This window comes from Rhodococcus sp. IEGM 1408 (genome assembly GCF_033142235.1).
Lineage (GTDB): Bacteria > Actinomycetota > Actinomycetes > Mycobacteriales > Mycobacteriaceae > Dietzia.
In genome coordinates this window covers 208,931-231,746 of sequence record NZ_JAWLRW010000007.1, presented here as the reverse complement: position 1 = coordinate 231,746, position 22,816 = coordinate 208,931, and the positions used below count along the sequence as shown (strand labels likewise).

Genomic DNA, 22,816 nt, shown 5'->3' with positions numbered 1-22,816 from the left:
GATCCGGGGTTCCCCGTGGCGGTGGCGGAGGGATTTGAACCCTCGGTTGGGGGTTACCCAACACAGCATTTCGAGTGCTGCACCTTCGGCCGCTCGGACACGCCACCGCCGACCAGGCTACTTCACCGGGGCCCGCTCGTTAAAATCGGGCGGGTTACTTGTTCCCCGTGAGCTTGCTGGCGGCCTCGTTGGCCTTGTCCTTGAGCTTCTCGGCGCCCTGCTTGACGCCGGCCTTGCCCTGGTCCGCCTGGCCCTCGGCCTGCAGGTCACGGTCGCCTGACGCGGCACCCGCCGACTCCTTGGCGCGGCCGCCCAGCTCCTCGGCCTTGTTCGAGAACTTGTCTCCCACTCCCATGTGGTGCTCCTCTCGATCGCGGCGCCGGTGTCCCGGCGCCTCTCCCGATCCACCGTACGGAGATCCCCGGCGGGCCTCCACCGATCCGAGGTCACGATCCCGTCACCGCGCGGGCGAGGAGACGTGTCCGGCGCGGCCGGGCCGCGGTCACCGAGCGGGGAGGAGAGAGCTCACCGGCGCTCCCGGAAGAACTGCTCCAGCAACGCCGCACATTCGGCCTCGAGCACCCCGCCGCGCACCTCGGGCCGGTGGACCAGTCGACGATCCCGGACCACGTCCCACAGCGACCCGCAGGCGCCGGTGCGTGGTTCCCAGGCGCCAAAGACGATGCGGCCGACCCGCGCCGCCACGGCCGCTCCCGCGCACATCGTGCACGGTTCGAGGGTGACGACGAGGGTGCAGTCCTCCAGGCGCCAACCGTCGCCCAGAACCGTGGCCGCCTCGCGCAGCGCCAGCACCTCCGCGTGCGCGAGCGGATCCGCGTCCGCCTCGCGACGGTTGGTGGCGGCAGCCAACTCGCGGCCGTCCGGGCCCACCACGATCGCGCCGACGGGAACGTCCTGCTCCGGGGTGCCGGTCGCGACGGCCAGGGCCCGCCAGATCAGCTTCTCGTCGGCTGCCCGGGGCGAATTCAGTGACATGGTGTCGCGCGACCTGCCCGGGTCACGAGTCGGGCAGGTGCCGCTCGAGCACCTCGCCGAAGCCCATCCGCTCGGCCACCGACTGCAACTGTTCGTCGGCGTAGAGGTCGGTCTCGGAGACGATGATCTCCAGCACCCCGGGCGGGAGCCCCAGATCCTCGAGGATCGACATGTCGCCCTCGCCCCACGGGTCGGTGTCCTCGAGCTCCTCGTCGGACATGTCGGGCACGTCCACGTTGAGCTCCTCGAGCACGTCTGCCGCGAGGTCGTAGTCCAGCGACGCGGTGGCGTCGGACAGCATGAGCCGCATCCCGGAGGGTCCTGGACGCAGGATCACAAAGAACTCGTGGTCCACGTCCACCAGACCGAAGGACGCGCCCTCGGTGCGCAGCGAGCGGACCTGCCGGGCGGCGTCGTCGAGGCTGGTCAGCGCGGCATCGGTCAGACGCGTGATCTGCCAGGAGTCGCCCTCCTGCATCACCCCGAACGCGTTACCGGTGACGGTGTCGTCGTCGGTGTCGGTGTTGCGGGAGCTTCGGTCGGAGCTGCTGGTCATGGGCCCAACCGTAGTCGGCTGTGAGAACCTTGTCAGGTGGCGGTGGCGACGGAGGTGTGCGTGCTCGGGGTGGGTCTGATCGGCGGCTCGCTACTGCGGGCCCTGGGCCCGGAGCGGGCGTTCGGCTGGAACCGCTCGGCCGCGGGAGCGCGAGCGGCGTCGGCGGCCGGTTTCGACGTCTCCACGGACCTCGCCGACACACTCCGCCGGGCCGCGCGAGCCGATGCCCTCGTCGTCGTCGGCGTCCCCCTGCCCGCCCTCGGCGCGGTGCTGGACGCGGTGGCCGAACACGCACCCCGGATCGCCCTCACCGACGTGGTGAGCGTCAAGGGCCCGGTCCTGGCCGCGGTGCGCGCGCGGGGTCTGGGCGGCCGGTTCGTGGGCGGCCACCCCATGGCCGGCAACGCACACTCCGGCTGGGACGCCACCGACCCGGACCTCTTCCGCGGCGCCACGTGGCTCGTGGCCGCGGATGACGACGCCGACCCCGACACGTGGTCGCGGGTGGCGCGGCTGGCGGTGGGCTGCGGCGCCCGGGTGGTCTCGGCCACCTCCGACCAGCACGACTCGGCGGTCGCCCGGATCTCGCACCTGGGGCACGTGCTGGCCGAGGCGCTGGCGCTGGCCGGGGGCCGCGGCGGCGACCTCGCACTGGCCCTGGCCGCGGGGTCCTTCCGCGACGGCACCCGTGTGGCCGGGACCTCGCCCGACCTCGTCCGGGCCATCTGCGAACCCAACCGGGACGCGCTGCTGGACGTGCTCGACGAGTGCCTGGCAGACCTCGGTGCGGCGCGGGAGTCGCTGGCCGCGCGGGGGACGCTCGGCGCGCTCGTCGACGACGGGCACCGCGCGCGACGCGCCTACGAGGACGCTCAGGTAGGTCCCTCGCGGGAAGAGCAGGCGCGTGGGGGGCAGGCGGATGCGGGACCCGTGAAGGTGGAGCACGCGCCGGTGCCGGTGACCCCGGGCGCACCGGGTTGGCTCGAGGCCCTCCGCGAGGCGGGAGCAGCGGGGCTGGAGGTCAGACCCGCCGGCTGAGGGTCGGACCCGCCTTCTGGTTTCGCTGGCGTGAGGGTCAGACCCGCCGGCTGAGTCCGCTGACGTCCAGGATGAACCCGTCTGCGTCGACCGTCGCGCTGGTGGCGGCGGTGGCCGTGATGCCGTGGATCTTCTCGTCGTCGCTGGACATGGTGACCGAGTCCTCGGTGACCGCGAGCGTCATGGAGTCCACCGAGAGGACCCGCCGCTCCGCTGAGCCGGGCTGCGAGTGCAGGCCGAGCCGCCGGATGATGACGCTGGCAAAGAACACGCTGAAGGTGATGTCCACGTCCACCACGCCCTCGCCGCCGACGCGGGAGCGGGTGTCGGTGGGGTCGTCCAGCAGCCAGGACCCCTCGTCGTCACAGACCAGGTCGATGGTGCGCTCGTAGGCCTCGGTGGAGACCGTGAGCTGAACCCGCTTGGGCGCCAGGTCCGAGCCGATCTCGGCCTCGTACTCCAGCGTGAACGCGTCCTGACCGGCGTGCGCGGCGGCGACGATGCGGCCACGGGCGCGGGAGGACTCGCCCTTCCGGACGATCCTCACCTGCTCGATGAGCTTGCCGGTCTCGGAGATCCACGTGTACATGCAGGGAGCCGAGGCGCGGGGCGCTTCGGCCTGAGGCGAGGGCGACTGAGAAGCGTTCACACTGTCTACGGTAGGAAAGTCCGGGGTGAAACGCACATCTGCGCCCCCGTCCCCTGGCCGACTCGTCACCTCGGACGCAGCTCTATCCGCGCCCGGCGCCACGGATACAGCGTCACATTGCGTGACCTCGGCCATTCCCGGCCGCTGCCCACCGGGTCCAGTCGGTAGCGCTGCAGCACCTGCCGGAGGATCACCTCGCCCTCCATCATCGCGAAGGACGCCCCGATGCACCGTCGCGCGCCGCCGCCGAACGGCAACCACGTGGTGGGGGTCGGTACGTCGCCCAGGAACCGCTCGGGGTCGAAGTCCTGCGGCGCCGGGTAGGCGGCGGGAGCGCGGTGGGCCAGGATGATCGACGGCGAGATGGTCATCCCCCGCGGATAGTCTCGGCCCCCGATGGTCGCCGGTTCCTGCAGCTCCCGCATGACCATGGGGACCACCGGGTGCAACCGCAGGGACTCCTTGAGGACCGCCTCGAGGTAGTCCGTCTTCTCACCCCCGGCGATCTCCGCGACGCACGTGTCCTGGATCCGCGGCTGCCGGGCCAGCTCGAGCATCGTCCAGGCCATCGCCGTGGCGGTGGTCTCGTGCCCCGCTGCCAGCAGGGTCATCAGCTGGTCGCGCAACTCCGCGTCGCCGAGGCCCTGCTCGGTTCCTGACGAGCCCCGGCCGTCGCTGTGGCCCTGCTCTGTTCCTGACGAGCCCCGGCCGTCGCTGTGGCCCTGCTCTGTGCCTGACGAGCCCCGGCCGTCGCTGTGGCCCTGCTCTGTGCCCAACGAGCCCTGGCCGTCCTGCGCCGACGCCCGGACCAGCAACGCCAGCAGGTCGCGCCTGTCGGCGAGCGCCGGGTCCCTGCGGGCGGCGTCGATCTCCTGGTCCAGGAAGGCGTGGATCGTGGCCAGGTCGCGGATCTCCCGGGTCCAGGGCCAGAGGCGGCGTAGCGCGGGGATCGCCAGGCCGATCATCATCACGGGACCCGCGTCGACGGCCCGGGCCACCACGGGCCGCATCCGATCCAGCCGCTCCGAGTCGGTCACGCCGAACACCACCCGCAGGATCACCTCGAGCGTGAGCTCGCTGAGCAGGACGTGGGCGCGGACCCGGCCCGAGCGCGGCCACTTGTCCAGTTGCTGGGCCGTCACCTCCTCCACGAGCGTGCGGTAGCCGGCGATCTCCCGCCGGCCGAACGCCGGGGCCAGGAGCCGGCGCGCGCGGGCGTGCGCGTCGCCGTCCTGCAGGAGCAACGAGTCCTCCCCGAGCAGCGGGCGGAGCAGTTCGTTGCCCTTGCCGGCGTGGAATACCGACGGCGAGCCGGCAAACACGTCCTTGACGTCCGCGGGATCGGCCACCGCGACCACCGACCGACCCTTGGGCATGAGCTCGAGACTGAACGGCACCCCGTACCGTCTGGCCGCCGCCGGGAACGTGAGGGCGGGGGCCGACAGGGTGAGCAGAGCCTGCACGAGCCCGGGCAGTCGCGGGCCTGGGGGAAGGACGTCGGTCATGGCCATACCGTACGAGTCGACACGTGCTGCCGCAGCCGGTCCGGTGAGGTCGCGGGGATCGGGCCGGCGGGCCCGAATCGTGCCGGACGGACGACCCGCGCCGACACCTCCCCTGCTGCAGGAGGTGTCGGCGCGGACCTGGTCACCTAGGCGAGAGGTGTCACGATCCGAGGCCCGCGGTGCCGAGCGAGCCGGCGCCGGTGCCGGCACTCCCCGCGAGACGCGCCCACGGGCCGGTGATCGCGAAGGTGTAGCCGTCACCCTGGATCGAGACGAACATGACCGAACCGTCCTCGTTGAACACCGGGCCGGCGAACTCCGAGTTGCTCACGCGGTTGCGGGCGATGGGATAGGCCTGGCCGCGATCGTTGACGCCGACGACGTGCTGGACCCCGGAGCCGTCCTCGGAGACCACGACGCCGCCGTGGGGCGAGACCGTGATGTTGTCCGGGCCGTCGAAGTTCCCGCCGGCCGCGAGGTCGGCGGCCGGGTCCGGGTTCTTCCCGAAGATCGAGCTCAACGTGATGGACTTGCCGTCCGGCGCGATGCGCCAGACCTGGCCGTCGTGCTCGGCCGCCGAACCGTCGCCCATCCTGGCGAACGAGGCCACGATGTACGCGCCCTCCTTCCACCACGCACCCTCGAGCTTGCGCGAACGGGTTCCGCGGGCGCCGTAGGACTGCTTACGGATCGACGTGGTCTCGGCGAGGCGGTCGCGGCCCGGGACCTCGACCCACTCGAGCTGGTACGTCGTTCCGACGGTGGTGGCCACCGACAGGTCAGGGACGTGCGCACCCCCCGAGACGCACCGCATCATCTCGAAGGTCCCGGCGGTGTCGCCGCCCGCCGAGCGGGCGAGCTCGGCGAGCGAGCCGGTGCCGGGCGTGAAGCCGGCCGGCGGGGTCCAGCGGTAGACGTGACCGTTGGGATTGCCCGCGTCCTCGGTGAGGTAGATGACGCTGGTCGCGGGGTCCACGGCGACGGCCTCGTGGGAGAAGCGCCCGAGGAACTTGAGGGGCACCGCGGCCTGGGCCCGGTTGAGTGCCGTGTCCGGCGAGACCTCGAAGACCCAGCCGTGGTCCACCGACGCGGTCTTCCCCTGGAGGGACCTGCCGCCAGCCCGGAGCTCGGTCTCCTCGCAGGTGAGCCACGAGCCCCACGGGGTGACGCCGCCCGCGCAGTTGTTCACCGTGCCGGCCACGCCCACGTACTGCGACTTGCGTACACCCTTGGAGTCGACGGCGATCACCGTGCAACCCCCACCCGCCTGGTCGTCGAAGGTGATGCCGTCGGTCACCGGCACGATATGCGGCTCGCTGCCGCCGATCTCGTGGTTGAGGACCAGGAACCCGCCGCCCGCGCCCACGAGGTCACCGAGCGAACCGAGTGCCCCCGAGAGCGAACCGAGGGGGCCGGAGGCCGCGAAGTAACCGGCGGCGTCGGGATCGGACGGGGACTTGGCACCGCCCTCCATGGCGTGCTCGCCCGCGCGGGTGACCACGGAGTAGGTGAAGCCCTCCGGCAGATCGAGCAGACCGTCCGGGTCCAGCACGAGCTCCCCGTATCCCTCGGTGCCCACCGCCGTGGCGCCCGCGATGGCGCCGGAACCCGTGAAGGTGCCGGTGAGGTTCCCGGCGACGTACATCCCCGCTCCGACGGCGGCTGCGCCGGCCAGGAATCGACGGCGATCGATGCTGTTCTCTGCCATTGTTCTGGTGTCCTCTCCCTGCGGCCAGCCGTTCCGGCGCGCGGGATTCGACGTTAGAGCCCGGTTGAGACGGGAACGCGCTGTGCAGGTGTCGCTCAGGTGAACGCCCGGCGGCGCCCCGGCGCGGGCGTCGGTGGACCCGCCGATCGGAGCGGAGCCGTCCATCCAGGGGTCGCCGGGCGTTCACCCTGATCCCCTCGCCGTGGTCACCGTGGTGGTCTACCGTGGGCCGCATGGCCCTGCTGCCCGTGGACCTGGACTCGACACCCGACGTCATCGCCTCGCTGCTCGCCGTGGACGCCGCGGTGCGCGCTGCCGTGGGCCTGGAACACTTCCCCCCGTCCGCCGCGGCCCTGCACTGGGCGGGCGCCGACGGCATGTGGATGGCGCTCGTCCGCCCCGGGGAGGGACGCGCACTCCTGGTCGGCTGGCACCACGAGTTCTCGATGACCGAGGGCAGTGGGCGCGCGGGCGAGGCAGGCACCGACCTCGTGGGAGATGCCCCCGTCTGGTGGCGCCGCGGCGTCGAGCACGCCCGATCCCACGGCGCCTACCTGGGCTTCCTCTACGGTTGGGACGGGTCGTCCTGGTGGCGGATCGACCAGCCCACCGACGACGGTTTCGACCCCGAGCTGTTCCCGGTCACCCGGCTGGCGCTGCGGGACATCATCGACGAGCTGGCCGACGACACACTGCTCGACCCGCCGCCACCCGGAGCGATCGACGCCCTGTTGAACTCGGGGACCGGGCTCACCGCCGCCCAGCTGGCGGCCGTCCTCCACGCCCCCGACGGCTGGCCCGAGATCGACCTCGAGGCGGGGGTCCGCGCCGTGCGGGCGTATGCCACGACGGTCCCGGCCTGAAGCCGTACGCACTTCGCCGCACGCGGTAAAGCGCTGGTAAGGCAAGGCTTTCGACACTTGTCGGGCCGCGCGTCGGCTCCTAACGTGAGCACATGGTCACCCCCCGCCCCGCTCATCACGTGGCCGCCGAACCCCATGACGCTTCGGTCGCCGACAGGCTCAACTGGCTGCGCGCCGCCGTCCTCGGGGCGAACGACGGACTGCTCTCGACCGCCGGGCTGGTGATGGGCGTAGCGGCGGCCACCACCGACAGGTCACCGCTGATGATCGCGGGGATCGCCGGTCTGGCCGCGGGAGCCTTCTCCATGGCCGTCGGGGAGTACGTTTCGGTGAGCACCCAGCGCGATACCGAGCGGGCGCTCATCACCAAGGAGGTCCGCGAACTGACCGAGGAGCCCGAGGCCGAGTTCGAGGAGCTGGTGGGGCTGTACACCGCCAAGGGGCTCAGCGAGGACACGGCCCGGCAGGTGGCCACCGAACTCCACGCAGTCGATCCCCTCGCCGCCCACCTCGACGCCGAACTCGGCATCGACGAAGAGTCCCTCACCAACCCAATCCACGCCGCCGTGTCCTCCGCCGTCGCCTTCACCCTCGGCGCGGTCATCCCTCTGCTCGCGATACTCGCACCCGCGGCCCTGAGGGTGCCGACGATCGCCGTCCTCACCCTGGTCGGCCTGGCACTCGCCGGTTACGTCTCCGCACGGCTCGGGGACGCAGATCGGGGGAAGGCGGTCCGGCGGCTGCTCCTCGGTGGCCTCGCGGCGATGGCCGCGACCTACGGGATCGGCACGATCCTGGGCACCACCGTCACCTGACCGGGTGCCCCGGGTCCGCACACCCGCGGCCGGAGTTCTGCCACGATGGACCGGTGAGAAGACTCGGTTACGTCGCGGCCAAGCGCGTGGGTCTCGAGACGCTCGGGTGGGCGCTCGTCATCCTCGGGATCGCGGCGCTGTTCCTCCCCGGCCCCGGCCTGCTCATGCTCTTCGGCGGGATGGTGGTGCTCTCCCAGCAGTACGAGTGGTTCGAGAGGCGTGTCGACCCCGTCAAACGTCTGGCCCTGGAGGGCGCCTCCCGCGGGGTGCAGACGTGGCCGCGGATCGCGGCGTCGGTCCTCGGGGTGGCGTGGCTGGTCGGACTCGGGATCTTCTGGGGTGAGCATCCCCCGGCGCCCGGGTGGTGGCCGTTCGACCCCGACGTGTGGTTCATCGGCGGCTGGGGCACGGGCACGAGCCTGATCGTCTCAGGGCTCATCGGCCTGGCCCTGCTCGTCTACTCGCTCCGGCGTTTCCGGGGACGGCCGTACGACCACCAGGTGGAGACCGAGCGCGAGAAGGAACGCCATGCCGAACGGCACCGCCAGAGGGACGAGCGGCGCCGGTCGCGGCACGGCGCCACTTCGGGCTGAGCGTCACGCCAGCGCGGGCCTCACGCCAGGTCGAAAGTCTCCTCGCCGCCCACCTGGACCAGCCGCTCCTCGCCGGCCACCCGGACACAGACCGGGACCGCATCGATCACGCCGTCCCGGTGCTGCACGGTCACCCGGTCCCGCATCACCGTCACGGTGAGCGGAGACCGCAGGTAGGTCATGTTGAAGGCGAACCCGTCGATGCCGGACGGCAGGTTCGGGTCGAGCCGCAGCTTCCCGCCGGTCACCCGCATCCCGGCGTAGAACCGCTGCACCAGGTCGACAGTTCCGGACATGACCCCCATGTGGATCCCCTCGCGGGTGGTGCCGCCCTGGATGTCGCCGACGTCGCTGCCCAACGCGATCTTGAACCGCTCCCAGGAGGCGTCCGGGTCGAAGCGGGCCAGGACGCCGGCGTGCGTGATGTAGGACAGGGTCGACCCGTGCGAGGTCCGCTGGTCGTAGTACTCGATGGTGCGCTGGGCGGCGTCGTCGGGGAAGTCGTAACCGAGACGTGTGACGACCCGCCTGAGCTCGGCGTCGCTGAAGAGGAAGAACAGCATCACCGCATCGGCCTGCTTGGCCAGCTTGTACCGGTCCGGGGTGTCGCCCTCCGCCTTGAGGATCCGGTCGAGTCGCTGGATGTTGCCGTACTTGGCGCGGTAGCCGTCCCAGTCCAGTTCCTCGAGATTCTCATAGCCCTCGAACTGGCTGATGATCCCGTCGTGGAACGGGACGAACATCTTGCGGCTCATGTCCTTCCACCGGGAGACCTCCCCGTCGCGCAGTTCCAACCGGGCGCGGACCGCGTCGGCCCGCGGCTCCGGCAGGAAGTCCAGCAGGCTGGCGGCGATGTCGCAGATCCAGGCCACAAATATGTTGGTGTACGCGTTGTTGCGCAGGCCGCCTTCGGCGGCCCCAGGGTACTTCTCGTGGTACTCGTCCGGCCCCATCACGCCGTGGATCTCGTAGCGGTCCCGCTCGGGCGAGTAGTGGGCGATCGACGCCCAGAAGCGGGCGATTCCGAGCATCATCTCCGCTCCCCGGTACTCCAGGAACATCGTGTCCTCGGTGAGGGTGACGTACTGCCAGATGTTGTAGAAGATGGCCGCGCTGACGTGTCGCTGGTTGTGGGACAGGTCCTCGTCCCACCGCCCGGACAGCGGGTTGAGGTGGAGGTCCTGGGTCTCCTCGGTCCCCAGCGACGCGCTCTGCCACGGGAACATGAAGCCCTCGTACCCGGCCGCCTCGGCCGCGGCGCGTGCCTCCGACAGGCGGCGGTAGCGGTACATCAGCAGACCCTTGGTGACGTCAGGGGTGCGGAACGTGAGGAAGGGGTAGACAAACAGTTCGTCCCAGAAGATGTGGCCGCGGTAGGCCTCGCCGTTGATCCCGCGGGCGGGCACCCCGGCATCCAGGTCCGCGGTGTGGTGGGAGCACGTCTGCAGGATGTGGCAGATGTGGACGCGGAGCAGGTGCTGGGTCTCGTCGTCGCCGAACACCCGCACGTCGCACGCCTCCCACAGGCGGTTCCACGACTCCACGTGGTGCGCGTAGGCGGCCTCGAAGGGCCGGGAGCGGGCCACCGAGCGGTGGGCCCGCATGATCGTGTCCCCGGTGGCGGGGTCGCGCGAGGTGAACAGGGTCACCGACTTCTCGATGGTGACCGGGACCCCGCGCTCGAGATCGAGGCTCAGCGTCTGCTGGATGTAGTCCGGGGTCCGGAAGTCCGCACGCGGGACGTCGATCTCCTCCCCGGCCGAGTGGACGAGGGTGCGCGCGGCCAGGCTGACCACGACCTCGGACTGTCGCGTCCAGGACTTGATCGCGATGACCTCGGGTTCGGGGAACACCGTGCTCCCCGGGCGCAGGTGATCTTTCTCGAGCTGGCGGTAGCGGGGCACGCCGTCGTTGACCACCCGCCCGTCGAGCGCGGTGACCACCTCTGCCGGACCCGACCAGTTGAGCGGCGTGAGGGTCCACTCGAGGTAGGCGTGGTGCAGCGAGGCCATGGAGACGAACCGGCGGCTGACCAGCTCGGTCTCGCGGCCCTGTTGGTCCCGGAACCGTAGTCGCCTGGTGAGCAGGGCCGACCTCAGGTCGAGCTCGTGGTGGTAGTCCAGGATCTCCACCTCGGCCAGCCGCAACACCTCCGCCCCGCCGATGCGCAGCTTGAGCGGCAGCCAGTTGGGGAGGTTGACCAGGTCCTCGTTATGAACGGGGACTCCGCCGAGCATGGTGGTCGCGCGGTTGTACAGGCCGTGGACGTACGTCCCGGGGTAGTGGATCCCGTCGGCGTCCTCCCATTCGGCCGCTCCGCGCGAGCCCAGGTAGCCGTTCCCCGTCGAGGTCAGGGTCTCCCGCAATCCCTCGTCTCCGGGATCGAACCCGCTGTAGGAGAGCGTGAAGGCGTCGGCCTGGTCGAGCATGGCGTCGTTCTCGGATCCGGACTGCGGGGTGGTCACCTCCTCGACACTATCCACTCCGGTCGCCGCTCGGGTGATCATCTGTGCGTCCCTGTTGCCGCGATCGTCATCCGGCCGAGACCCACCGGACACGGACCTGGGTTATGATATGCGTCACAGTCGCCGGCGGCCGGGGCCCGCGCCGCGGACCCTGTCGTCGACCGTCCCGTCGGAACAGGGGTTCGCCATGACCGTCCAGCTCATCGAGATCACGGAGGACGTAGCCGACCGGCTGCAGGTCCTCACCACACCGGCTTCCTGCCAGGTCGGCGACGCTCGGATGATCATCATCGACCTTCTCGGCTCCGAACCGTCATGGCCGCTCGGCGTGCTGGTGGACCACGTCTGCATGGCATACGAGGCACCCGCCGGCGAACGCCTGATGGTGGATCTGCGCGACCGGGAGGAGATGGCCGAGGACGACCTGCGTGACGAGCCGGCCCTGAAACACGTCCGATGGGTCCGCGCCACCCGCCAGGCGTTCCGCGAGCTCACCGACGCCGGCGAGGTCGTCTGGAGTCAGGCGTCCGACGACCCCGATGAGGTGGACCACCCCGAGGTCGAGGTCCTGATGTCCGGGGCGGAACCACGTGCCTTCCGCGTCTACGTGGGGGAACCGCTCCCCGACGGTTCGGTCTCGCTGCGGTAGCGGACCGCCACGGCGAGCGTCACCGCGCCCACCGCGATGAAGGACAGGACGCGGAACAGTCCGGGCAGGGTGGCCAGGTCCAGCAGGAGCAGCTTGGCCAGCGCGAGGGCGCCCAGCACGAAGCCCATCTTGCGCGCTTCCGAGATCCGCGGGCTCGCGGTGAGGATCAGCCACGCCGCGCAACTGATCCACAGCACCGTGACCACCAGATGCGCCACGAGGAAGCCGTTCCGGGGCGCCCCCGCGAGCTCGCCGATCACCACGCCCGTCGCCACCACCATCACCGAGAACGTCAGTAGCGCCACGACCGCGCCCACCATCACCACCCGGGAGGCCTCGCGCGGTCGGCGGCGGGCAGCCCACCACGTCACCGCGACGGCCAGGACGGTGATCGCGAACGCCGACACCACGTCCCAATACGAGAACTCGCGCACCGACAGCCGCTCGCTCAGCGCCACAAACGGCTGGTTGACCGCGAAGTACACGGTCAGCGCGATGGCGGCGCCGAGGCCCGCCACCCGGTCCACCCAGCGGCGGCCCCACAGTCCGGCGGCCACGACGTAGGCGGTCGCACTTAGCGTCAGCGCGAGGCTCGTCAGCTCCCGCCCACCCAGCTCCACCCACGCGGCGAGCAGCAGCGCGCTGCCCACGAAGCCCGAGACCGCGGACAACAGCACCGGACCCTCTTCCCGGGAGCGCCGTCCGGCCAGTACCGCCACCGTCAGGTAGGCCGCCGCGAGGAGCACCCCGACCGGCCAGCCCGGCCGGAGGAGGAAGAGACCGGAGAGGAGGAGCAGGGGGACGGCGGTGGGGACGACGACGAGGGCCGCGTTCTCCGGAGCCGGGCTCCGGCGCACCGAGTCGAACCAGGCGACCCCGACGCCCACCGCGGCAAAGACGAGCGCGGCCACGATGAGCACGATCTGTTCGCCGCGGCCGTGGGCCTGCGTCTGCGCGAGGTAACCCAGGAGGACCGGCGCCGGGAAGACCGACCACACCACCCGGACCGCGGTGCCGAGGTCGGCCCCGAGCACGGCGGTGGCGATCGCGAGGATGACCAGGAACGCGGGGAGTTCGACCCCTGTGGAGATGAGCGGGGCCAGCAGCATCGTGCCGGCGGAGACCAGGCAGGCGAGCAGACCCGAGGACCAGCGCTGGGCGAGCGCCATCCCCACCAGCGCCAACCCGCCGACGAACATGTAGGCCGCCGGCACGGGGACCCACTGGTAGAGCGTGGTGCAGGCGATCACGTCGAGCATCGCGGCGGCCAGGCCGGTGCCGACCAGTGCCAGCGCGCCGGGGTTGATCGGGCGCTCCGCCGTGGCCGGGCGCTCCGCGGTGGCCTTGAGCTCTGTGGTGGCCCCGGGCTCCGCGGTGGCCTTGAGTTCCGCGTTTGCCTCGTGCCGGGACTGCAGCCGCAGACCGAGCCCGACCAGCACCACCGCCAGCGCCGCCGCCGCGACAACCCGCGCGAGCGGCGGGAACAGCCCGGCCTGGATGGCCACGACCAGCAGGAACGCGATGCCGGCGAGCATCACCGACCCGCCGATCGCGGCGATGACCGTGGCCGCGGTGATGCGTGGTGCCCGCCGAGGACGGGGAGCCACCGGCTGCCAGGGCCGCTCCGGGTGCGCCGGGCCGGGACGGGGCTGCGGGTGGGGACCGCTGGCCGCGCCGACGGGGTGATATCCGCCCGGGGCGGGGGAACCGACCTGCGCCGCGCCCGCGCGCCACACCGAGGCCCGGTCGGGCTGCTGCGGCTGATGTTGCCCGTGCGAACGCGGCTGGCTTGGTGCCTGGCGCTGGAACTGCGGGCCCTGGGCTGGAGCTGGGCCCGGCACCGACTCCGGGGACCGCGGCTGCCCGGCGACCGCCGACAGCCCGGCCCGGACCTCCGCGACCTCCGCGGAGATGCGTCCGAGCCGGGCGTCGAGGTCCGCGAGCATGCGCTGGACGTGGTCGGGCTGCTGCGGGTTCACCCCTGAATCCTCTCCCGCGCCGCGGCGCTCCGTCCACAGACTCCCCGCAGCCCGCCTGGAACCGTGCAGGCTTACCCGCCTGCTGCCGAGAGGGCCAGCTCGATCAGCTCCTCCCCGGTCAGACCCGGATACCCGTGACTGATCCGCCGCCAGTCCGCCGGCACCGCTGCTGCTCCCCACCGGGCACCCAGGAGCCCACCGGCGATCGCGGCCACCGTGTCCGTGTCGTTTCCGATCCCGATGGCGGTGACGAGCGAGTCGGCGAGGTGCGGGCCGGGGCTCTCCGCGGGAGCCTGGGAGTCGTGGATCACGGTTGGGTGGATCGCGGTGTGGTGGATCGCGGACCAGGCGGCCTGGAGCGCGGTCACCACCCAACCGTTGGGGGTGAAGCGTCCGGGCGGACCCTGCTCGGCCTCGTCGATCCGGTCCGTCCAGTACCCGCGGGCCTCGTCGTCGAGCTCGGTCAACCCGCTACGGATGTCGAGAACCTGCTCCCGGACGGCGCGGTCGATCGCCAGGGACCACAGGACGCACGCCTGACCCGTGCGGGGGTCGCCGTGGGTCAGCGCACTCACCGCGGTCGCGGCCCGCACTATCGCCTCGGTGTCCCCGAGATGGGCCAGGGCCACCGGGGCGGTCCGCATGAGCGATCCGTTGCCCGCCGACCGCCCGTTCCTCGCGAAGTGGGCCGCGGCAGCCGACGTGCACTCCGCCGCGGTGGGGGCGGGCCCGGCTGACCAGAGGACCTGCCGGGTCTGGATGCCGATGTCGGCCGGACCCGAGTCGAACCAGGCCCGGAAGTTGCGAGCGACCGCCGTGAGCCCTCGCTCCGAACACAGCCCTCCTCCCCGGGCGGCCACTTCCAGGACACACCACGCCATCGAGGTGTCGTCGGTCCATTCACCGGGGGCGAAGCCGCCCAGCCCGCCGCCGATCATCTGCGGCCCGTCGGGCCCGAGGGGCGCCGACTCGAACTCGTAGCCGGCACCGAGCGCATCGCCCACGGCGGCGCCGAGCATGACGCCCGCCACGCGGTCGCGCAGGCCCGCGCCCTCCTGCGTGCTCACTGGTCCGACCCCTGGGTGCGCAGGATCAGGTCAGGCGTGACGGCACCGAGTGCGTCCATGAACACGTCCATCATCTTGGTCAGGTGGGAGGGCACGAACGGAGCCCCGGGAATGTGGGCGATCTGCCAGATGTCATCGTCCCGCAGGATCCAGTTGAGCCAGCGCGAACCGCGATTGAGCAGAGCCAGTTCAACGGCAGCGGCGCGGCGGTCCGCGACTCCCGAGACCACGCACGAACTCAATTCCACTCCTGGCTGCTCCGGCATGGCGTGCACCCACATCCAGCTCTCGTCCCGCATGACCAGGACGTCGCCGTCGTCGTCCACTTTCGTCTCCTCACCGAGCCAGCCGGTGACCGCCTCGCGCACGAGGGCCACCATCTGCCCGCGGTTCTCCGGGGAGACCGGGGCGGAGGCGTCCAGGAGCAGCGCGCCCGCTGCGGTCGGGAGTTCCTGCAGGACCTCCGCGCCGCCGACCACCAGGGACAGTCCGAGCGCCTGGGCAGCGGCCGGTCCGTCGACGGTCACGGAGAGGAACTCTGGTCGGATCACCGCACTGTGGTCGCGCAGTACCGAGACCAGCTGGGGCCCGAGCGCCCGGGCCTCGGCGCCGCACCGCAGCCGGCGGGTCCAGAGGCTCGCCCGGCCGTCCAGCTCTCGTACCGCGCGCCAGCCGTTCCCACGCAACTCGCGCTCGCCCGCCACGCCCAGCGCGAAGCGGGGCGCCAGCTGGGCATCACCGCGGATCTCCGCTCGCAGGTACGGCCCACCCCGTGTGGACTGCACAGCGAATCTTGCCCGCGGCGCCGCCCCGCTCGCGTCCCCGACGCCGGGCAGATCCAGGGTCAGCCGGTCCCCCGTGGCTGCCATGCTCCCGAGCACGCCCTCGAGCTCCATCCCGAACCGCTTCCAGCAATCGGGGTCCGGCAGCAGATCCTGCGCCCTGTTCGACTCATCGGTCGTCATAACCGTCTCTCCCCGTCTCGAAATCTTTAGCACCCTCAACGCGCTAAACATTAACACGCTCGTCGCGCTAATGTGGGGTCGTGTCCGATCTCGAGCAGTTCCCCCGGCCGGCGGTGGCCGTGGACCTGGCGATCCTCACCGTCACCGACGCCGGCGGCGCCGACCCCGAGCTGCGGGTCTTCACGCAACCGCGCATCGATCCGGACGGTCGCGCGCTCCCCGGCGCCTTCCTCCGTGAACGGACGACCGTCGCCGAGACCGCCGATCATGTACTCCGCGAGAAGGTGAAGATCACGCCGCACGAGACCATCCGCCCGCGCCTGCTGCGGCTCTTCGACGACCCGGAGCGGGACGAGCGGACATGGGCCGTCTCCGTCGCTCACGCGCTCCCCCTGCCCGAGTCCGCACTACGCGGGGCCGACGGCGAGCTCACCCGGGTCACCACCGACGGCCGGCTCGACGGGGTGGGCCCGATGCTGTTCGACCACGACGCGATCGTCGACGCGGCGATCCGGGACGTGCGCGAGCGGTACGAGATCCGGCTGCGTTACGTGGACGTCTGCCCCGACCCCGACGGCTTTCTGACCGAGCCGTTCACCCTGCACCAGCTCCGGCGCGTCCACGAGGCCGTGATCGGCGAGGAGCTGCACAAGGACAACTTCGCGCGGCGGATGAAACCCCGGCTGGAAGCAGTGATGGACGACGACGGCGAGCCCGCCCTCGCCACCGCGCTACGCGGTCGCCCGGCTGCGCTCTACCGCCGCGCGCGCTGACCCGCCGCGGCCGGCCGGGACCGCAGCACCAGGATCACGCCGACCGCGCTGATGGCCATCCCCACCACCGCGAGGAGGGTGATCGGGACGTCGAACATCAGCCACACCCAGACCATGGTGGTGGGCGGGGTCAGATACAGCAGCACGCTGGCGACCGTGGCGCCGCGGGTGCGGGTGACAAAGACGAAGAGGACGTAACCGCACAGCGTGGACAGGAATACCAGCCAGGCGACCGCAGCCCAGAAGTCCGGATCGGCGGGAGCCGCAGCCTGGCCGGACAGCAGCGCAGCCGACATCAAGACCACCCCCGCGACGACGGCCTGCATGGTGATGGACTGCAACAGCGTCTCGGTGGGCCGCAGGCGCTGGGTGAGGACCGTGCCCGTGGTGAGGCTGAGCATGCCCGCCGCCGGGAACAGATACGCCCACCACGGCGCGACCCCGGCCTCGAGTCCCCCGGAGACCACCACCACGACGCCGGCCATCCCCAGGGCCATGCCGACCCACATGCCGGCCGTCGTGCGCTCGCCGAAGATCTTGCCCGCCACGGTGGCCACGAGCAGCGGCTGGAGCGCGGCGATGAGCGCCGCGGTCCCGCCGTCGACGCCGTTGGCGACCCCCTCGAAGATCAGGAAGAGGAATACGGCCTGGCTGAACAGGCCCAGCACCGCCTGCCGCGCCCACGCCTGACGATCATTCAGCCGCACCCCCAGCACCAGGCAGACGGTCACCAGCAGTACGCCGAGGATCGAGAAACGCCACCCGAGCAGCTGCAACGGGGTGCCGCCGGCCCGGATCCCGAGCTCCGCGCCGACGTAGCCCGAGCTCCACATGATCACCAGGGCCACCGACGCCAGATGGCCGGCGTTGCGGCGGATCGCCTCTCGGGCCGGCTGGGGCATCGGCACAGCCTACGAAGCGGCTGGCCTCGTCGTCGTCGTCCCGCGCCCCGTCACCCCCACCTCCCGGTCACCCGATGCGCCGGGGTCCCGCCAGGTTTCCACGCCCACCGACCGAGCTCACCTCCGGTCGACGCGTCGGATGTCCAGGACGGACACGAGCGCCGCGCCGAGGATCGCATCGTCGCTGGTCGCCACCACCATGTGACGACGACGAGCCTGCGTGACGATCATCCGGTCGAACGGATCCCGGTGTGGCCAGTCCAGGCTGCCGGCGAGCAACGCGTCCTCGGGTTCGATCGCCATCTGCTCGGCTCGCAGACCGGCGAGGGTCTCGGTCCACGAGGTGACCAGCGCCTCGCCTCCCGGCAGGCGCCCGGAAGCGCGTTGGTGTCGAGGAGCACCTGGCGGGTCATGTGTGCCCGAACCAGAATGCGAGGTCCCGTGATCCGGCGGGGCGGTGTGGCGGGAGTCAGGATCGCCACGGGCCGACCGTGGCTGGTGATGGTCACGGGCGAGCCGGTCGACTCCACCTCGGCCAGGAGCGCGTTGAGTTTGGCTGCTTGTCGCGCATGAAACGTATGAAACGAGAGCACCCCGGCTCGGCATCTCTGCCGAACCGGGGTGCTCTCCACTGTGCGCCCGAAGGGACTCGAACCCCTAACCTCCTGATCCGTAGTCAGGTGCTCTATCCATTGAGCTACGGGCGCATATTCATCTGTAGTGCATTCTTCTGTCGTGCCAGCTCATCGGTCTCCCGGTGATCCAGCATGGCGGAGGCGAGAGGATTTGAACCTCCGGTCCCCTTTAAGGGGGACAACTCATTAGCAGTGAGTCCCATTCGGCCGCTCTGGCACGCCTCCTGGAGGCTCTGCTGAGCCAACGAGGGATAACAGTACACAACGGTCTCCGCGGTTCGCAAAACGCCCGGACACCGGGCCTTCATCCGCTGGTCCTAGTCTGTACGCATGTCCCCCGACGTGCGCAGCGACCTCGACGCCATCCCCTCCTACGTCCCCGGCGCCAGCGTCCCGGGCGCGGTCAAGCTCGCCTCCAACGAGACCACTGCGGGACCGCTCCCGAGCGTCGCGGCCGCCATCGTCGAGGCGGCGGCCGGCGCCAACCGCTACCCGGACATCACCGCGGGCGCGCTCGTCGATCGGCTGGCCGGGTTCCTGGACGTGCCGCCGGCGAACGTCACCGCGGGGTGCGGCTCGGTGGCGCTGTGCCAGCAACTGGTCCAGGCGGTGTGCGCGCCGGGCGACGAGGTCCTCTACGGCTGGCGTTCCTTCGAGGCCTATCCGATCATCGCCCGCATCGCCCACGCCGTTCCGGTGCCCGTCCCCAACCGGGCCGACGGCGCACTGGACCTGGACGCGATCGCCGACGCCGTCACCGACCGCACCCGGCTGATCTTCGTGTGCACCCCCAACAACCCCACCGGTCCGGCGATCTCGCGAACCGAGATGTCGGCGTTCCTCGACCGGATCCCCGAGCGCGTCACCGTCGCGCTGGACGAGGCCTACTACGAGTACGTGCGATCCGTGGACCCCGTCGACGGTGTGGCCGAGGCGATGGCCCGGTCCAACGTGGTGGCGTTGCGCACGTTCTCCAAGGCGTACGGCCTGGCCGGCCTGCGCGTGGGCTACCTGGTCGGGCCCGTCGAGCTCGTGGTGCCGGTGGCCAAGATGCTCGTCCCCTTCTCCGTGGGCTCGCTGGCCCAGGCCGCCGGGATCGCCTGCCTCGACGCCGGCGACGAGCTGCGCGCGCGCACGGACGCGGTGGTGGCCGAACGCACCAGGGTGCGGGACGCGTTGATCGAGCTGGGACACGCGGTACCGGACAGCCAGGCCAACTTCGTCTGGCTACCGCTCGGGGACGCCGCCTCCGCCTTCGACGCACACTGCCGCGAGAACCTCGTGGTGGTCCGGTGCTTTGCCGGCGACGGCGTGCGCGTGACGATCGGCGATCCCGACGAGAACGATCGCTTCCTGAACGCCGCCCGCGGATTCGTGACCCGAACGTGACCCTTCCGGCGGGGTCCCGTGACCTGATACCGGCACAGTGGACCGGGTCTGGGGAGGCGCAGCCGATATCCCGCGCCCGATGACGCCACGTCCGTAGCCAACGGGCACTAAAGGAGCCGGATGACGCACAAGGGTTCAGGTCGCGAGGTGAACTCCGCAGCTTCCCATACGTCCATATGGCGTCCGTCACTCGTGATCGCGGCGGTCGCCGCGCTGATCTTCTCCCTCGTCACCCCTCTCGCCAGCGCCCGCTCCGGCGAACCGAGCTGGCCGTGGGACCCCGCCGTCGAGACGCAGTCCGTCCGCATCCTCGGCATCGGCGAGTTCTCCGGGGCGCTCTCGCGACCGGTGGGGTTCCAGGGCGCGCTCCGGGACGGTTCGGGCAACGTCCGGCCGGCGGGTGGCGGGGCCCATCTGGCGGCGACGGTGAGCAAGCTGCGCGCCCAGTCCGACGACGCCCTGCTGCTGGCCACCGGCGACTCGATCGGTGGGACCGCCCCGGAGGCGGCGCTGCTGGGCGACCGCCCGACCGTCGAGTTCTTCAACCGGATCGGCGTGGACGGCGCCGGCGTGGGGCGGCGGGAGCTGCAGAAGGGCGCCGAGCACGTCCGCGCCCTGGTCAAGCCGAGCTGCACCACCGAGAAGGACTGCCGGGTCGATCCGCCGCTGCCGCCGTTCCGCGGCGCCGCGTTCCCGTTCCTGGCCTCCAACGTCATCCCCTCCTACGAGAGCGCGCCCACGTTCCCGTTCGCCATCCATCGGGCCGGGGACATCCGCGTGGGGGTCGTGGCGGTCACCCTTCCCTCGACCAGCGCTCCCGAGACCACCACGCGTCTGTCGGATCCGCTCAGGGCGGTCGACGCGACGGTCGAGACGCTGCAGTTCCTGGGCGTGGAGGCGATCGTCGGGATGGTGCAGTCCAACACCGTGCACGGCAACCTCGACCCCGGCGACTGTCCCGACGAGCTCACCCAGCTGGACCTGGTCAAGCGCCTGAACCCCGCAGTGGACGCCCTCATCGTGGGCGCCTCCGGCGGACCGGCCACCTGCCGCGTCCTGGACTCCGAGAACAACGAGCGGGTGGTGGTGGCGCCGGCCTCGCACGGCCGCTCGATCGCGGTCGTCGACCTCGCCGTCGACCCCTCCACCGGTGACGTGGTCCGCCCCCGCACCTCGGCGTTCAACCAGACCGTCAACCTCGACATCGCGCCCGACGCCGACACCGAGGAGCTCGTCCGCCGGGCCGGCGCAGCGGCGGCGCCGGAGGCGCGCAAGTCCCTCGGCTCCGCCACCGAGACGATTACCCGGGACATGGACTCCAACGGCGAGTCACCGCTGGCGGACGTCATCGCCGACGGCCAGCTCCACGCCGCCCGGGGCAGGGGCGCGCAGCTCGCGATATCCAACCCGGACTCGCTCCGCACGGACCTCCCGCGGGGCCCCCTGGACTACGCGACCCTGCACACGGTCCAGCCCTACGGCGACCGGCTCTACCTGGTCACCGTCACGGGCGAGGAGCTGCGAGGCGCATTCGACCACTTCGCCGACGACATCGGCGAGAACGGCCCGGCCGTATCCTCCAACGTGCGCTACACCGTCGACGCACGCCGACCGGAGGGCTCGCGGGTCACGGAGATACTGGTCGACGGCGAGCCCGTCGATCCCGGCCGCCGATACACCGTCGTGGTCAACGAGTTCCTCTCGTCCCCGGAGTTCGACGGGTCGCCGTTGGCCGAACGCGGGGAACGCCGCGAAGCCGGACTCACGGACATCGACGCACTCATCCGGTACGTCTCCGAGGAGGGGCCGCTCCGCGCGCCGGACCTCGGGCGTGTGCGCGTCATCCGCTGACAGGCCCACAGCTGGCGGAAGTGGAGGGATTTGAACCCCCGGTGCTGTTGAGGCACGCTCGCTTTCAAGGCGAGTGCATTCGGCCGCTCTGCCACACTTCCTCGTCGTCACCCGCGACACGCGCGGCTGCGGGGTTCCACGTGAAACCCGCGTTGACGACGCCGCTCATCGTAGTGGACCCGACTCGATCGCACCCAGCCCGGCTGCCCGCCCACGCGAACGCGGCTACCGTCGGGACCATGAAGGCCATCGCATATGACAACGGTCCGGACTCCCTACGCCTGATCGAGGCCGACGACCCGGTCGCCGCCCCCGGGGAGGTCCTCATCGAGGTGGCGGCCACGGCCGTCAACCGGGCAGACCTCCTCCAGTCCAAGGGCCACTACCCGCCGCCGCCCGGAGCCTCGGAGATCCTCGGCCTCGAGTGCTCCGGTCGGATCTCGGCCGTGGGCGAGGGCGTAGAGGACCTGGCCTCGGGCGACGAGGTGTGCGCTCTCCTCGCCGGCGGCGGCTACGCCGAGAAGGTCGCGGTCCCGGCGGGGCAGGTGATGCCGGTGCCGGACGGCGTGTCGCTCCACGAGGCCGCGACGCTCCCCGAGGTGGCCGCCACGGTGTGGTCCAACCTCGTCATGACGGGCGGGCTCGGTCGCGGCGTCCTGGCCGCCGGCGCGCGCTGGGGCGACCTCGAGCTGGGCGCGCCGCGCGTGCTGATCCACGGCGGGGCGGGCGGCATCGGCTCCCACGCCATCCAGGTCTGCCGCGCGCTCGGCGCCCGCGTGGCCACCACGGCCGGCGGGCCGGAGAAGGTCCAGAAGTGCCGTGATCTGGGCGCCGACCTGGTGATCGACTACCGCGACGAGGACTTTGTCGACCGGGTCAAGGACTGGACCGACGACGACGAGAGGGGCCGCGGCGTCGACCTGATCCTGGACGTGATGGGCGCGAAGTACCTCGAGCCGAACATCGCCTCTCTCGCGCCGGACGGCCGCCTGATCGTGATCGGCATGCAGGGCGGGATGAAGGGTGAGCTGAACCTCGGGGCTCTTCTCCCCCGCCGTGCCGGGGTGATCGCCACCAATCTGCGCGCCCGGCCGGTCGACGGTCCCGGCGGCAAGACCGGCATCTGCCGCGAGGTCGTCGAGAACGTCTGGCCGCTGGTCGCCGCCGGCGACGTGACCACCCGGGTGTCGCGCGAGATCCCGCTGGAACAGGCCGCGGAGGCGCTCGCGCTCCTCGAGTCCGGGACGAGTCACGGCAAGATCCTGCTGACGGTCGACTGACCGGGTTCGGACCGGGCCGATTCCGGCCCGATCCGGGCTGGGCTGGGCTGGGCTGGGCTGGGCTGGGCTGGGCTGGGCTGGGCGCAGGCCTACCCACAGGGCCGGATCGGTGGTCGAATGGGGCGGGTAGGAGTTGGA

The 22,816-nt window shown here is 71.4% G+C and carries 22 protein-coding genes and 4 tRNA genes; 9 read left to right on the top strand and 17 right to left on the bottom strand.

Annotated features, from left to right (window positions below):
* Positions 1-16 precede the first annotated feature (16 nt).
* From R4P08_RS12955 to R4P08_RS12940, 4 genes are all read right to left on the bottom strand, one after another.
* Positions 17-107 (bottom strand) — tRNA-Ser (locus R4P08_RS12955).
* Between the two features lie 47 nt (positions 108-154).
* Positions 155-355 carry a CsbD family protein gene (locus R4P08_RS12950; RefSeq protein ID WP_317814301.1) on the bottom strand — a complete coding sequence of 67 codons (201 nt, stop codon included), beginning with the start codon at positions 353-355 and terminating at the stop codon, positions 155-157.
* Between the two features lie 170 nt (positions 356-525).
* Positions 526-996, bottom strand: a complete 471-nt coding sequence (locus R4P08_RS12945; RefSeq protein WP_317814300.1) for a nucleoside deaminase — start codon at positions 994-996, stop codon at positions 526-528.
* A gap of 22 nt (positions 997-1,018) precedes the next feature.
* Positions 1,019-1,552 carry a tRNA adenosine deaminase-associated protein gene (locus tag R4P08_RS12940; RefSeq protein ID WP_317814299.1) on the bottom strand — a complete coding sequence of 178 codons (534 nt, stop codon included), beginning with the start codon at positions 1,550-1,552 and terminating at the stop codon, positions 1,019-1,021.
* Between the two features lie 36 nt (positions 1,553-1,588).
* Between R4P08_RS12940 and R4P08_RS12935 the strand changes: the two genes are divergently transcribed.
* A complete protein-coding gene (locus tag R4P08_RS12935; protein WP_317814298.1) occupies positions 1,589-2,590 on the top strand; it encodes a prephenate dehydrogenase in 1,002 nt (333 codons plus the stop codon).
* Between the two features lie 37 nt (positions 2,591-2,627).
* On the opposite strand, the gene R4P08_RS12930 is transcribed toward R4P08_RS12935, so the two are convergent.
* The 3 genes from R4P08_RS12930 to R4P08_RS12920 all read right to left on the bottom strand — a co-directional run bounded on the left by R4P08_RS12930 (position 2,628) and on the right by R4P08_RS12920 (position 6,452).
* On the bottom strand, positions 2,628-3,239 hold the full coding sequence (locus tag R4P08_RS12930) for a putative glycolipid-binding domain-containing protein (protein ID WP_317814297.1): 612 nt from the start codon (positions 3,237-3,239) through the stop codon (positions 2,628-2,630).
* Positions 3,240-3,304: 65 nt separating this feature from the next.
* On the bottom strand, positions 3,305-4,744 hold the full coding sequence (locus R4P08_RS12925; RefSeq protein ID WP_317814296.1) for a cytochrome P450: 1,440 nt from the start codon (positions 4,742-4,744) through the stop codon (positions 3,305-3,307).
* 160 nt (positions 4,745-4,904) lie between these two features.
* Positions 4,905-6,452: an alkaline phosphatase PhoX gene (locus R4P08_RS12920; protein ID WP_317814295.1), complete on the bottom strand. Its 1,548-nt coding sequence runs from the start codon at positions 6,450-6,452 to the stop codon at positions 4,905-4,907.
* A 233-nt stretch (positions 6,453-6,685) separates the two neighbouring features.
* On the opposite strand from R4P08_RS12920, the gene R4P08_RS12915 reads away from it, so the two are divergent.
* The 3 genes from R4P08_RS12915 (at position 6,686) to R4P08_RS12905 (ending at position 8,723) form a co-directional block, all read left to right on the top strand.
* Positions 6,686-7,315, top strand: coding sequence for a hypothetical protein (locus R4P08_RS12915; RefSeq protein WP_317814294.1), 630 nt, complete (start codon positions 6,686-6,688; stop codon positions 7,313-7,315).
* A gap of 92 nt (positions 7,316-7,407) precedes the next feature.
* Positions 7,408-8,130, top strand: a complete 723-nt coding sequence (locus tag R4P08_RS12910) for a VIT family protein (protein WP_317814293.1) — start codon at positions 7,408-7,410, stop codon at positions 8,128-8,130.
* A gap of 53 nt (positions 8,131-8,183) precedes the next feature.
* The gene (locus tag R4P08_RS12905; protein WP_317814292.1) at positions 8,184-8,723 is read left to right on the top strand and encodes a PGPGW domain-containing protein; all 540 of its coding nucleotides are present in this window, start codon (positions 8,184-8,186) and stop codon (positions 8,721-8,723) included.
* Positions 8,724-8,743: 20 nt separating this feature from the next.
* Here R4P08_RS12905 and R4P08_RS12900 read toward each other — a convergent pair whose 3' ends face one another.
* Positions 8,744-11,152: a glycoside hydrolase family 65 protein gene (locus R4P08_RS12900; RefSeq protein WP_317814342.1), complete on the bottom strand. Its 2,409-nt coding sequence runs from the start codon at positions 11,150-11,152 to the stop codon at positions 8,744-8,746.
* A 223-nt stretch (positions 11,153-11,375) separates the two neighbouring features.
* On the opposite strand from R4P08_RS12900, the gene R4P08_RS12895 reads away from it, so the two are divergent.
* Positions 11,376-11,837, top strand: coding sequence for a hypothetical protein (locus tag R4P08_RS12895; RefSeq protein ID WP_317814291.1), 462 nt, complete (start codon positions 11,376-11,378; stop codon positions 11,835-11,837).
* Here the strand turns inward: R4P08_RS12895 and R4P08_RS12890 are convergent.
* The 3 genes from R4P08_RS12890 to R4P08_RS12880 form a co-directional block, all read right to left on the bottom strand.
* Positions 11,792-13,816, bottom strand: coding sequence for a DUF2339 domain-containing protein (locus R4P08_RS12890; protein ID WP_317814290.1), 2,025 nt, complete (start codon positions 13,814-13,816; stop codon positions 11,792-11,794). The genes R4P08_RS12895 and R4P08_RS12890 overlap by 46 nt on opposite strands.
* Positions 13,817-13,887: 71 nt before the next feature.
* On the bottom strand, positions 13,888-14,883 hold the full coding sequence (locus R4P08_RS12885) for an ADP-ribosylglycohydrolase family protein (protein WP_317814289.1): 996 nt from the start codon (positions 14,881-14,883) through the stop codon (positions 13,888-13,890).
* Positions 14,880-15,848 carry a T3SS (YopN, CesT) and YbjN peptide-binding chaperone 1 gene (locus R4P08_RS12880; RefSeq protein ID WP_317814288.1) on the bottom strand — a complete coding sequence of 323 codons (969 nt, stop codon included), beginning with the start codon at positions 15,846-15,848 and terminating at the stop codon, positions 14,880-14,882. Before R4P08_RS12880 ends, R4P08_RS12885 begins: the two co-directional genes overlap by 4 nt.
* Before the next feature lie 80 nt (positions 15,849-15,928).
* Between R4P08_RS12880 and R4P08_RS12875 the strand changes: the two genes are divergently transcribed.
* On the top strand, positions 15,929-16,621 hold the full coding sequence (locus R4P08_RS12875) for an NrtR DNA-binding winged helix domain-containing protein (protein ID WP_317814287.1): 693 nt from the start codon (positions 15,929-15,931) through the stop codon (positions 16,619-16,621).
* On the opposite strand, the gene R4P08_RS12870 is transcribed toward R4P08_RS12875, so the two are convergent.
* From R4P08_RS12870 to R4P08_RS12855, 5 genes are all read right to left on the bottom strand, one after another.
* The gene (locus tag R4P08_RS12870; RefSeq protein ID WP_317814286.1) at positions 16,603-17,523 is read right to left on the bottom strand and encodes a DMT family transporter; all 921 of its coding nucleotides are present in this window, start codon (positions 17,521-17,523) and stop codon (positions 16,603-16,605) included. The two genes, R4P08_RS12875 and R4P08_RS12870, sit on opposite strands and share 19 nt — an antisense overlap.
* Positions 17,524-17,640: 117 nt before the next feature.
* Positions 17,641-17,826, bottom strand: coding sequence for a hypothetical protein (locus tag R4P08_RS12865; RefSeq protein ID WP_317814285.1), 186 nt, complete (start codon positions 17,824-17,826; stop codon positions 17,641-17,643).
* Positions 17,751-18,116 (bottom strand): type II toxin-antitoxin system Phd/YefM family antitoxin, encoded by a 366-nt coding sequence (locus tag R4P08_RS18555; RefSeq protein ID WP_411741201.1) that lies wholly within the window; start codon positions 18,114-18,116, stop codon positions 17,751-17,753. The genes R4P08_RS12865 and R4P08_RS18555 overlap by 76 nt, the downstream gene beginning before the upstream one ends.
* 41 nt (positions 18,117-18,157) lie before the next feature.
* A tRNA-Arg gene (locus tag R4P08_RS12860) sits at positions 18,158-18,230 on the bottom strand.
* 61 nt (positions 18,231-18,291) lie between these two features.
* Positions 18,292-18,383 (bottom strand) — tRNA-Ser (locus tag R4P08_RS12855).
* A gap of 105 nt (positions 18,384-18,488) precedes the next feature.
* Here R4P08_RS12855 and R4P08_RS12850 point away from each other — a divergent pair.
* Positions 18,489-19,547: a pyridoxal phosphate-dependent aminotransferase gene (locus R4P08_RS12850; protein WP_317814284.1), complete on the top strand. Its 1,059-nt coding sequence runs from the start codon at positions 18,489-18,491 to the stop codon at positions 19,545-19,547.
* Positions 19,548-19,667: 120 nt separating this feature from the next.
* Positions 19,668-21,398 (top strand): bifunctional metallophosphatase/5'-nucleotidase, encoded by a 1,731-nt coding sequence (locus tag R4P08_RS12845; protein WP_317814283.1) that lies wholly within the window; start codon positions 19,668-19,670, stop codon positions 21,396-21,398.
* Positions 21,399-21,410: 12 nt separating this feature from the next.
* On the opposite strand, the gene R4P08_RS12840 is transcribed toward R4P08_RS12845, so the two are convergent.
* Positions 21,411-21,499: transfer RNA gene (locus R4P08_RS12840), tRNA-Ser, on the bottom strand.
* A 138-nt stretch (positions 21,500-21,637) separates the two neighbouring features.
* Between R4P08_RS12840 and R4P08_RS12835 the strand changes: the two genes are divergently transcribed.
* Entirely contained in the window at positions 21,638-22,678 is a 1,041-nt protein-coding gene (locus tag R4P08_RS12835) for an NAD(P)H-quinone oxidoreductase (protein ID WP_317814282.1), read from the top strand.
* Positions 22,679-22,816: the final 138 nt, after the last annotated feature.

Bases quoted from the DNA above. Each gene is read 5' to 3' on its own strand.
- R4P08_RS12880 (WP_317814288.1), bottom strand. From the start codon at position 15,848: ATGACGACCGATGAGTCGAACAGGGCGCAGGATCTGCTGCCGGACCCC.
- R4P08_RS12925 (WP_317814296.1), bottom strand. From the start codon at position 4,744: ATGACCGACGTCCTTCCCCCAGGCCCGCGACTGCCCGGGCTCGTGCAG.
- R4P08_RS12850 (WP_317814284.1), top strand. From the start codon at position 18,489: ATGTCCCCCGACGTGCGCAGCGACCTCGACGCCATCCCCTCCTACGTC.
- R4P08_RS12895 (WP_317814291.1), top strand. From the start codon at position 11,376: ATGACCGTCCAGCTCATCGAGATCACGGAGGACGTAGCCGACCGGCTG.
- R4P08_RS12920 (WP_317814295.1), bottom strand. From the start codon at position 6,452: ATGGCAGAGAACAGCATCGATCGCCGTCGATTCCTGGCCGGCGCAGCC.
- R4P08_RS12870 (WP_317814286.1), bottom strand. From the start codon at position 17,523: ATGCCCCAGCCGGCCCGAGAGGCGATCCGCCGCAACGCCGGCCATCTG.
- R4P08_RS12945 (WP_317814300.1), bottom strand. From the start codon at position 996: ATGTCACTGAATTCGCCCCGGGCAGCCGACGAGAAGCTGATCTGGCGG.
- R4P08_RS12865 (WP_317814285.1), bottom strand. From the start codon at position 17,826: ATGGCGATCGAACCCGAGGACGCGTTGCTCGCCGGCAGCCTGGACTGG.
- R4P08_RS12950 (WP_317814301.1), bottom strand. From the start codon at position 355: ATGGGAGTGGGAGACAAGTTCTCGAACAAGGCCGAGGAGCTGGGCGGC.
- R4P08_RS12910 (WP_317814293.1), top strand. From the start codon at position 7,408: ATGGTCACCCCCCGCCCCGCTCATCACGTGGCCGCCGAACCCCATGAC.
- R4P08_RS12915 (WP_317814294.1), top strand. From the start codon at position 6,686: ATGGCCCTGCTGCCCGTGGACCTGGACTCGACACCCGACGTCATCGCC.
- R4P08_RS12845 (WP_317814283.1), top strand. From the start codon at position 19,668: ATGACGCACAAGGGTTCAGGTCGCGAGGTGAACTCCGCAGCTTCCCAT.
- R4P08_RS12900 (WP_317814342.1), bottom strand. From the start codon at position 11,152: ATGCTCGACCAGGCCGACGCCTTCACGCTCTCCTACAGCGGGTTCGAT.
- R4P08_RS12940 (WP_317814299.1), bottom strand. From the start codon at position 1,552: ATGACCAGCAGCTCCGACCGAAGCTCCCGCAACACCGACACCGACGAC.
- R4P08_RS12835 (WP_317814282.1), top strand. From the start codon at position 21,638: ATGAAGGCCATCGCATATGACAACGGTCCGGACTCCCTACGCCTGATC.